This is a genomic window from Kitasatospora sp. NPDC005856 (assembly GCF_040629945.1).
GTDB lineage: Bacteria > Actinomycetota > Actinomycetes > Streptomycetales > Streptomycetaceae > Kitasatospora.
In genome coordinates, this window is record NZ_JBEXWT010000159.1 from 1 (window position 1) to 9,616 (window position 9,616).

General features: G+C 74.9%; 8 protein-coding genes and 2 pseudogenes. 3 read left to right on the forward strand and 7 right to left on the reverse strand.

What is annotated here, in order from left to right; all coding sequences use genetic code 11:
• Nucleotides 1–117 precede the first annotated feature (117 nt).
• Genes ABZ449_RS40785 through ABZ449_RS40800 form a run of 4 tightly spaced genes read right to left on the reverse strand, consistent with a single transcriptional unit; the run spans nt 118 to nt 3,845 of the window.
• The gene (locus ABZ449_RS40785; protein WP_360356870.1) at nt 118–1,176 is read right to left on the reverse strand and encodes a hypothetical protein; all 1,059 of its coding nucleotides are present in this window, start codon (nt 1,174–1,176) and stop codon (nt 118–120) included.
• Nucleotides 1,173–2,048 carry a hypothetical protein gene (locus ABZ449_RS40790; RefSeq protein WP_360356873.1) on the reverse strand — a complete coding sequence of 292 codons (876 nt, stop codon included), beginning with the start codon at nt 2,046–2,048 and terminating at the stop codon, nt 1,173–1,175. Before ABZ449_RS40790 ends, ABZ449_RS40785 begins: the two co-directional genes overlap by 4 nt.
• Nucleotides 2,045–2,878 carry a hypothetical protein gene (locus tag ABZ449_RS40795; protein WP_360356876.1) on the reverse strand — a complete coding sequence of 278 codons (834 nt, stop codon included), beginning with the start codon at nt 2,876–2,878 and terminating at the stop codon, nt 2,045–2,047. The genes ABZ449_RS40790 and ABZ449_RS40795 overlap by 4 nt, the downstream gene beginning before the upstream one ends.
• Before the next feature lie 58 nt (nt 2,879–2,936).
• The gene (locus ABZ449_RS40800) at nt 2,937–3,845 is read right to left on the reverse strand and encodes a hypothetical protein (RefSeq protein ID WP_360356879.1); all 909 of its coding nucleotides are present in this window, start codon (nt 3,843–3,845) and stop codon (nt 2,937–2,939) included.
• 387 nt (nt 3,846–4,232) lie between these two features.
• Between ABZ449_RS40800 and ABZ449_RS40805 the strand changes: the two genes are divergently transcribed.
• On the forward strand, nt 4,233–4,925 hold the full coding sequence (locus tag ABZ449_RS40805) for a hypothetical protein (RefSeq protein ID WP_360356881.1): 693 nt from the start codon (nt 4,233–4,235) through the stop codon (nt 4,923–4,925).
• Nucleotides 4,922–5,710 carry a helix-turn-helix domain-containing protein gene (locus ABZ449_RS40810; RefSeq protein WP_360356884.1) on the forward strand — a complete coding sequence of 263 codons (789 nt, stop codon included), beginning with the start codon at nt 4,922–4,924 and terminating at the stop codon, nt 5,708–5,710. Before ABZ449_RS40805 ends, ABZ449_RS40810 begins: the two co-directional genes overlap by 4 nt.
• Here the strand turns inward: ABZ449_RS40810 and ABZ449_RS40815 are convergent.
• Complete coding sequence (locus tag ABZ449_RS40815; RefSeq protein WP_360356887.1) at nt 5,686–6,342, reverse strand: class I SAM-dependent methyltransferase; 657 nt, start codon at nt 6,340–6,342, stop codon at nt 5,686–5,688. The genes ABZ449_RS40810 and ABZ449_RS40815 overlap by 25 nt on opposite strands.
• 185 nt (nt 6,343–6,527) lie before the next feature.
• Between ABZ449_RS40815 and ABZ449_RS40820 the strand changes: the two genes are divergently transcribed.
• Nucleotides 6,528–8,609 (forward strand): serine/threonine-protein kinase, encoded by a 2,082-nt coding sequence (locus tag ABZ449_RS40820; protein ID WP_360356890.1) that lies wholly within the window; start codon nt 6,528–6,530, stop codon nt 8,607–8,609.
• Here ABZ449_RS40820 and ABZ449_RS40825 read toward each other — a convergent pair.
• Both ABZ449_RS40825 and ABZ449_RS40830 read right to left on the reverse strand, forming a co-directional pair.
• Nucleotides 8,606–8,914: pseudogene (locus tag ABZ449_RS40825) on the reverse strand (transposase); the annotation flags it as partial. The gene ABZ449_RS40820 and the pseudogene ABZ449_RS40825 overlap by 4 nt on opposite strands.
• Before the next feature lie 122 nt (nt 8,915–9,036).
• Nucleotides 9,037–9,616: pseudogene (locus ABZ449_RS40830) on the reverse strand (hypothetical protein); the annotation flags it as partial.

Genomic DNA, 9,616 nt, shown 5'->3' on the forward strand with positions numbered 1-9,616 from the left:
GGGGAGGGGCGCTAAAAACCCCCACCGCCCCCCCCGCCCCCCGGGGGGGGGGGGGCCGGGGCCCCCCCCCCCCCCCCCCCCCCGGGGGGGCCCCCCCGCCCGGCCGCTGAGCCGACGTCAGCCCAGGAGGTCGGCCTGGAGGGTGACGACCTGCCGGAACGGCACGGTGGGCACGCCGGCGGGGTTGGTCATGGTGACGACGGCGAGGACGTCGGCGGCGGAGAGGTAGGCGACGCGGGCGGTGGGGGCGCCCTTGGAGCCGGCCGTGGTGGACTCCACGACGGTCAGGCTGTTGCCGTCGGGAGTGTCCCAGTCGTCGTGGGGGGTTCCCTTGGTGTCGGGGGCCGCCTTGGGACGGCCCTTGGAGCGCAGGTCGGCGAACGCGCCCCAGGACTCCCGGACGGACCCGAAGCGCAGCAGCCGGATCTGGGTACGGGTGCCGTCGGAGGCCGTCCACTCCCGGACGGTGGCCGCGCGGCAGGCGTTCTCCAGCAGCAGGACGCGCGCCTTGGCCGGGTCCTGCTGGTCGTCGGCGAGCGCGTCGCAGGGCACCCACTGGCCGAACCCGGAGCCCGGGGCGGGCGTGCCGGCGGAGGCCGAGGGCGCCGGGGAGGCGGACGGGGGCCCCGAGGCGGTGGGCGATCCCGAGGGGACGGGCGTGGCGGTGGGGGTGGGGAAGACGGGCGGGGTCAGGGAGCCGCCGGCCTCCTTGGGGGCGGGCAGCAGCAGGTAGCGCAGGTCCGCGTGGTGCAGCGACGTGCCCTTGTCGTCCGGGGCGCTCTTGCCGGCCGGCAGCGGCGGCAGGGTCAGCGGCGCGAAGGTGTAGCGGCCGTCGCTCGCGGTGGCCAGACCGGGCAGGTCGGTGCGCTCGGGCGCGGTGACCGCCAGGGCGCTGCCGGTACCGGCGAGGGCGAACACCAGGGCGGCGCCGCCCCAACGCACCGCGGCCTTGCGGCGGTTGACGCGGCGGGCCTCCTGCTCCGCGAGGACGGCGGCGTCCACGGGGGCGGCGGGGTCCACGACGGCAGCCGGGTCCGCGGGGGCGGCGGGGTCCACCGGCGCAGGGGCAGCGGGGGCGGCGACGGGCGCGGCGAGCGCCTCCAGGAGCGGATCGGCCCCGGGCACGCTCCCGGGCGCGGCCTCGGGCACGGGCGGCGGGGTGGCGTGGTCGGTCATACGGACGCTCCGGGGCGGGCGAGGCGGTCGAGCTGGAGGGTGAAGAGGGCGACGATCTTGTCCTTGGGCAGCGGTGCCACGCCCTCGGCACTCATGATCACCAGGAGGTCGCCCTCGGCGGCCGAGCACTCCAGGTAGTCGATCGGCGCGGACGGCGGGGCCGGCATCAGGTAGCAGTGCGCCTCGGGGTGGCCCGGGATCGCCGGGCCGATCCGGAACAGGCCGGTGTCGCCGGTGAAGACCGCGGTGTACTCGTTGATCCGCTGCACTTCCTGCTGGTTGAACTGGCGCAGCTTCAGGCCGACCACCAGGTCGTCCCCGGCGGCCCGGTAGGTGCGCACGCCGGTGGCCTTGACGTGCATGCTCTCCCAGTAGGCGCGCATCTTGTCGCGCTTCTCCTTGGGGAGCTGCTGGAGGTCGGCGTCCAGCTCGGCGGCCAGCTGCTCGCCGCTCAGCTCGGTGTCGTTGCCGTATCCGCTGTCGTCCGGACCGAGCTCGTAGCCGGCCGGGACGGGCAGCAGCAGGTCGCGCAGCGAGCCGAAGTGGCTGCCGTTGGACTTGGCGCCGTACGGTGTGGCGGTCGCGGCGGGGGTGGGACCGGTGGACGGGGCGGCGGCGGTGGCCGGCGCGGGGTCGTCGTACTGGGTCTTGATGATGCCGATGCCGATGACGATGCCGACCAGCGCGGCCGCGGCGGTCGCGGCGCCCGCGCGCAGCAGGCGGCGGGAGGCGGGGCTCGGTCCGACGGGCGCGACGGGCGCGGCGGTCGCGGCGGGGTCGACGGGCGGGACGGCGGGCGCGGCGGTCGCGGCGGGGACCGGCTCGGGGGTGCCCGGGGCGGCGGTGGTGGTGGTCACGGTTTCGTCGTTCACGTCAGCCGCTCCCACTGCCGCTTGGCGAGGTCCTTGAGGGTGTCGGGGTTCACCGGCTTGGTGTCGAAGACCTCGATCGTCATCTGCACCGTGCCGCGTTTGGCGTTGGCCTCGCCGTAGTAGTACTGCTCGGTGCTCTCCGCCCAGTGGGTGGGCATGATGTCCACCTTGTAACCGCCGTTGGCGTCCTCGGCGAACGTCAACGGCCAGTAACCGGACTTGGCCTCGTCGGCGTGATCCGCGGCGTACTGGACCAGCTTCACGCGGTAGAAGACGCCGTCCTTCTTCCAGTTCACCTCGGCCGCGCGCCGGAAGCCGCGCGAGGCGAGACTCTTGAAGGCTTCGGCCGCCCTGCCGTTCTCCTCGGCGAGTTCGCCGATCGAGATCCAGCTCGGCTTGTCCGGGAAGTCCGCCCAGGGGGTGCTGCCCTCGGGGGCGGTGATGAGCAGCTTGGTCAGGTCGCCGTCGATGGCCAGCGGCTTGGGCTGTTCGGCGGCGAGGGCGGCCGGGTCGACCGTGTCGGCCGGGTAGGACGGGCGGGCGACCTGGAGCGGCGGCAGCGGCGTGGGCGGGCGCTGGGCCTGCACGGCGTAGCCGACACCGCCGCCGGCCAGAACGCCGAGCACCAGGGCGAAGGTGCCCAGCAGCACAGGGCGGGGGCGGCGCGGGGCGCGCGGGGCGTCCTCGGCCGCGAACGGCTCGGCGGGGACGGCGGGTTCGCTGTGCTCCGGCGCGGCGGGCGGGGCTTGGGGCGGCATGACGGGCGGCGGCGGAACGGTGGCCGCGGGCGCGGACGCGGCGGGTGCCGGCTCCGCGGGGTCGGTGGTCACGGAAGTGGCTCCAGAGGAGGAAGAGGAGGGGTGGCGTCGTACGGGCGGGGAGCCGGGCTCAGCCGCCGGTGGTGAGCCACTCGCGCTGGCGCTTCATCAGGTCGTTCAGCAGCGCCTTGTCGGGCGTCCCCTTCACGTCGACGTCGATCGTGTACTGGACCTCGCCCTGGCTGGAGATGCCGCTCATCGAGCCGGTGAAGGCCTGCTGGCTGGGAGCCTTCAGGTAGCCGCGGCCGCCGGAGTCGCCGTCGATGCCGAACGGCTCCAGCGACTTGATCTTGTAGTTCTTGGCGAAGTCGGAGGCCATCGCGGTGGAGCCGAACTTCAGCAGGGTGACGGTGACTTCGGCCTTGCCGTCGGCGGTGCGGTACATCCGGGTCGCGCCGCCCTTGTAGCCGTAGGACTTGAGGATGTCCATGATGCCGTCCTGCTTGCCGAAGAGCTCGGCGGTGTCGTCCTCGGTCATGGCCATCCCGTCCGCGGGGCCGTAGGACTCGCCGCCGGCCGGGATGGGGAGCAGGAAGTAGCGCAGGTCGCCCTCGTGCAGGCCGTTCCTGACCGTGCCCTTGACGGTGCTGGCGGGGGCGGGCTCGGCCGGGGCGGCGGTGGGCACCGGGATGGGCGCGGCCGAGGGCGTCGCGCTCGCGGTGGCGCTCGCGCTCGCGGCCGCCTTCGACGGGGCGGGGGCTGCGGCCGCGGCCGGGCGGGCGGCGGGCTTGCCGACGGCGACGGTCACCGCGGCGCTGGCGGCGGTGACGGCGAGCAGGCCGGCGGTGGCCAGCGCGACGCCGACGGCGCGCGGCAGCCGGCGCGGGGCCTGCGGCGGTACGGGCGCGGCGGCCCCGGCCTCGGTGCCGATCTCGGCGCCGGCCGGCGCGGCAGCGGCAACGGCGGCGCCGGTCTCGGCGGCAGTCGGCTCGGCCGGTGCCGGCGGTCCGGCTGCGCCCTCGTTCTCGGGCTCGGACAAGGGAATCCCCCCAGGAAGAATGCGGAATCTCACGCGCCGGTCACCTCTCGGACGCCACTCCCCCAGCGGATTCTCCGGGCTTCCGTCACGCGTGTCGGCAGGAATTATGAGAGGCCGCCGACTCCGCTGCCAAAACTTTTAACCACCACACATTCCCCCAATGTTCGACGAATCGGACACACCGTGATCGAACCGCAATGGGCCGCTGTCCTGCGGTGATGACGCTGTGTCGACACGTCGATTCGAACACGGGCCCTTTCCGTCCGGGCCCGTGACGATGTCGCGGTCCCGTCACCGCTCGGCACGAAGACCCGCCCTCCCGGCCGGGGCGGCGTCAGGAACGGGCAAGGGACGGGAGAAGTCGGGAAGGGAGAGGGGGAGGCGCGCTTGGCGAGGGAGGAGTTCGGCCGCCGGCGGGCGTGGCCGGTCGTGGTGGCGCTCGCGGCGCCGGCCGTCGCCGGAGTGCCGGTGGTGTGGGCGTGGTCGCTGGACCGGCCGGTGGGCTCGGGGTCGCTGTGGCTGTGCGCCGCCGCGCTGGCGGTGGGCGCGGCCGCATCGGTCCGGCCGGGCCGGCCGCGGGACCGCCCGGACCGGCGGCCCGGCCGGCGGGCGCGCGGCACCGGTGGGGCCGGTGGGGCCGCGGCGGTCCGCGCGTGGGCGGTGCTGCTGCCGGCGGCGGTCTGGGGTACGGCGTTCGCGACGGCCCAGGCCGTCGACACCGTCCAGGTGCGGGTGCACGAGCCGCGCATCGCCGGGGCGGTGGTGACGCACTGCCGGGTGACCGGCCAGGAGCCGGTGGAGGGCGGCGGGCTGGGCGCCAGGACGTACGGCTGCACCTACCGTTGGACCGTGGACGGACAGGAGTTCAGCGAGGAGCGCCCGGTCGACAAGCCCTACCCGGACGGCGCCGGGACCCGGGTCTGGCTGGAGGACGGCGGGCGGCGGATGGTCACCGGCCGGCCGAGTTCGGTGGCGGCCCCGTTCTGGATCGTGCTGGCCCTGCTCGGCGGCGTGGCCGCCGTTCCGTACGCCGCCGTCCGCCTGGCCGGACAGGTCCGGGAGGCGGACCGGTGGAGGTGACCGGCACCGGGAACGGGACCGGCACCGGGAAGGAGGGCGGGGCCGGACGGCGGGGGCTCACCGTCGGTCCCGGGTACGCCCTGTACCGAGGGCCGCTGGCGGACAGCACCTTCCACCGGCACGCCGCCTTCCAGGTCGCCGTCGCGCCCGCCACCCGCGCGGTGGCGATCGACGACGCCGCCGGCCGGCGCCACCGCGGGCCGGCGGTCGTGGTGCCGCCGATGGTGCGCCACCGGATGGCCCCGGTCCGGGAGGTCCTGGTCTTCTTCGTCGATCCGCACTGCGCCTTCGCCGACCGGCTGCGGCGGCAGTGCGGCGACGGGGTGACCGTGGCCCCGCGGTGGCGCGGCCTGACCGAGCGGGACGTACGGCCGGACGGCGGGCTGCCCGCCACCGGGCTGGACCCGAGGCTGCGGGCCGCGATGGCGGCGCTGGCCGACGACCAGGAGCCGCTGGAGGGTCTCGCGGCGCGCGTCGGGCTGTCCCCGCAGCGCCTGCGGGCCCTGGCGCAGCGGCAGTTGGGGGTGCCGCTGGCGCGCTGGCGCAGCTGGCAGCGGCTGTCCCGGGCGGCGCTGGCGCTCGGCGAGGGGTGCTCGCCGGCTCAGGCGGCGTTCGCGGGCGGGTTCGCCGACCAGGCCCATTTCTCCCGGTGGATGCGGGAGTTGACCGGGCTGACGCCCTCGCAGGCGCTGCCCGCTCTGCGCGCGCCCGGGGGTACGACCGGGGAGGCAGTCGGAAGTGCGCTCGGGGGTAAGGCCGTTCAGCCCGGGCGGCGCGCGGTGTAGAGGGACATCGAGCCGGTCACCGTCGCGACGGTCTCCGTCTCGCGCACGCCCTCGAAGCCCGCCTCGGCGATCAGTCGGGGCAGGACGCCGTCGGCGTTGGGCTGGGTGTCCTGCTTCCCGTCGGCGAACTGGACGATCCGGAAGGCCAGGCGCATGGCCGGTGTGCGCTGCCGCCCGTAGTCGGCGATCACCAGTTTGCCGCCGGGGCGCAGCGTGCGGTGCATGGCGGCGAGGATCGCCCGCTTCATCGACAGGGGGCACTGGTGGAGGACGAGGCTGGAGACGATGGTGTCGGCCGCTTCGTCGCCGACGACGTCGGCGACGGCGTCGCCCAGGCCGGTGCGGAAGTCGGGGGTGGTGCCGGCCTCGGCGGCCTTGCGGCGGGCCAGGCGCAGCACGGCGGGGTCGGGGTCGATGCCGATGACGGTGGCGCGCGGTTCGACGCGGTGCAGGAGGACGGCGAAGGAGCCGGTGCCGCAGCCGACGTCGACGATGACGTCACCGGGGCGGGGGGCGGCGTGCATGGCCAGCAGGCTGCGCCACAGGCGTTCGCGGGTGAGGGAGACGAGCGGGTCGTAGAGGCCGAGGGCGAAGCGTCCGGCGGCGGGGGTGAAGGTGTCGCTCGGTGTCATGGGGCCAGTGTGGGCGGGTGGTCGGGGCGTCGTCTTGAACGAATCGCTCGCTCGGGAGCCGCCCGCGGGGGCTGCGCGGCGGCGGCCCACGGTGGGGGTCCACGGTGGGGTCTCCGGGGTCGGGGCTCACGGGTTTCGCGGGTTCACCGGGCAGAACGCCCCGGGCGTGCGCGAGAATTCGCGCTGTGGCACTCCCTGACCTCATAGGCCCCTACCGCCCGCTGCGACTCATCGGCGCGGGCGGCATGGGCACCGTCTTCTACTGTCTTCATCCCGGCACGGGGCGGCCGCTGGCGGTGAAGGTCCTCCATGCCGACCACGCGCAGGACTCGGTGCACCGTCGGCGCTTCGCCCGGGAGGTCGCCGTCCTGCGGAAGGTCGCGGGCCCGTACCTGGTGCCGCTGGTGGACGCCGACACCGACACCGCGCAGCCGTGGCTCGCCACGCCGTACGTGCCCGGCAACACCCTGCACCAGCATGCCCGGCGGCACGGGCCGCTGACGGGTACCGGTCTGACGACGTTCGCCGCCGCGACCGCCCACGCGCTCGCCTGCATCCACTGGGCCGGGGTCGCCCACCGGGACCTGAAGCCCAGCAATGTCATCCTCGCCGCGGACGGCCCGCGCGTCCTGGACTTCGGCATCGCCCACCACCTCGACGCCACCTCCGTCACCGCGACCCGCGTGACCACCGGGACCCCCGGCTGGATGGCCCCCGAGCAGCTCACCCGGGGTGAGACCACCACGGCCACCGACGTGTTCGTGTGGGGCATGCTGGTGTGCTTCGCCGCGACGGGCCGCCATCCCTTCGGGAACCCCACCGGCATCGACTTCCGGATCGCCGGCGGCGCCCCGGACCTCACCGGCGTGCCTGACCGGCTCGCCCCGCAGGTCCTGGCGGCCCTCGACCGTGACCCGATGAACCGGCCCACCGCCGGCGGCCTGGCCGAGGCCGTCGCCGCCGTGTACGGGCCGAGCGGCACCCGGGTGTTCCCCACCATGGCGTTCACCCGGGCCGTGGACACGGCCGCCCCGGGACTGCCGCCGGTCGCCGCGCTGCCGATCGCCGGCTGGGAGGTCCCCGCGGCCGACCACGACCTCACCAAGGTCCTCCCGCCGCCCGGGCCCGTTCCGCCGCCGCCTCCCCCGGCCGCTTCCCCGGCCGCTCCCCCGGCTGCGACCCCGGCCGCTTCCCCGGCCGCTCCGACGTGGCGCCCGCCCGCCGGCGCGGTCCGCGGCGCCGGCGGCCGCTCCGGTACGACGGTCCGCGCAGTCGGCGGCGGTGTGCTGCTCACCGCCCTCGCGGCGGGCCTGGTCTTCGCCGTCCTGGACAACGGCGGCACCGACCGGAACGGCGGCACCCGGGTCGCGGCCGGTACCGATGGCAGCCCGGTCCCGGGCAGCCCGAGCGCCACGCCTTCCGCCACTCCGACCGCGAGCACCGTCAACACCCCGAGCCCGACAGCGAGTTCGACGCCAACGGCCACGCCCACTCCCACCCCGACCGCGACGGCCCGGAGCCTCTTCGGCGGCTTGGGCATCACCGTCCCGGCCGACTGGCAGGTCACCAGGGACCCGCGCAACGACGGCCCGCAGGTACCGGCCAACGGAGCGGGGGTGACGCTCGGCCGCTACCAGCCCGCAGGCACCGGCTTCACGGGCCTGCTGATCGCCTTCGACCCGAGTGACACCGCCGAGCGCATGTTCCCCACCGACCTCAGGGCCTCCAGCATCCTGTGGGCCGGGCAGGACAGCGGCACCCCGGAGACGATCACCGCCGCCGAGGCCGGCCCGCTGGTGTCCGTCGGCGGCCGCAAGGCCCAGAGCTGGACCGTCCGTACCGACGTGCTGCCCGACTACAACGGCACCCGTACCCACACCCACCGGGTGTGGTGGCTGCCGGCCTCGCACATCCGCCTGACCACCTACGGGGACCTGACGGCGGCCCAGGACCAGCAGGTGGACCGGATGATCGCCTCGATGACCTTCGGCACCGCCGACATGCCGCTGGACTGCGCGGACGGAGTCTCCTACCTCGACCGGCTCCACGCCCACGACACCACCGCGAGCATCTCCGGCGCCGGCTGCGCCGCCCTCGCCTTCGGCGCCAGGACCGCCGTCGCCCAGGACCCCGGCACCATCCCGACCGGCACCGAGGCGGCCTGCGTCGCCCTGGTCCAGGGCTATCTGGAGGGGGCCTACGGCGTCCCGAGCGACGAGCAGTACGCGGCCGACCGCAAGGGCTGCGACCTGCCGGTGAAGCGCTAACTTGGTCTTTGACCTGTGCGGCGAGGTCGAGGGGTGCCGGGCTTCTTCGTTCGCTTCGTCGTGTCCGTTCTGCGGGCTGTGTGGATGTCGTAGCGCAGGGTTGGGTGGGTGTTCTTGCGACCGGGGGGGCGTCCAGGGCCAGGGCGGCTGGTTTGCGGTGCCCCGGCCGGGCAGGCGGCCTTGGGACGGAGGTTTCGGAATCCTCGCCGGACGCGGGCCGGGGTCAGACGTTCGGGTGGTGCGGGCTTCTCCCAGGGGCGGCGCAGGTCGGCCGCGAGCGGGCGGGCGAGACGCAGTTGCGTGTAGACGCGGATCCGTTGGCCGGCCTTGAGCGTCGCCCCGGGCGGGATCCCGCTCCGGCCCGGCCCAGCCGGCGCAAGCCTCCAGGGGCGGGGCTTGCGCCGGCATGGCGGTAGGTTCGACCTGGTCAGTTGGAGTTGGAGGCGGTGATGTCCTTCACCCCGACCGCGCCGCCCGGGATCTCGGCCCAGTTGCCGACGCTGTTGCTGTAGAGGGTGTAGTCCTCGCCGTAGACGCGACCGCCGGGGCCGACCGCGTAGATGTGGATGGTGTCGCTGTCGCCGTTGACCGTGGTGAGGCTGGTCAGGCTCGCGCCGTTACGGGTCGTCCAGTTGGCGTCGAAGTGACCCTGGTCGTAGTTGCCGTACTGGGTGTACAGCACGCCGTCGGCACCGACGATCGACAGGACCACGTTGTTGCCGCTCATGGAGCCCGCGATGTCCTTCACACCCACCGCACCGCCGGGGATCTCGCCCCAGCCGCCGACGCTGTTGCTGTAGAGCGTGAAGTCCTCGCCGTACACCCGGCCGCCCGCACCGACCGCGTAGATGCGGATGGTGTTGCTGTCGCCGTTGACCGTGGTGAGGCTGGTCAGGCTCGCGCCGTTGCGCATCGTCCAGTTGGCGTCGAAGTGACCCTGGTCGTAGTTGCCGTACTGGGTGTACAGCACGCCGTCGGCACCGACGATCGACAGGACCACGTTGTTG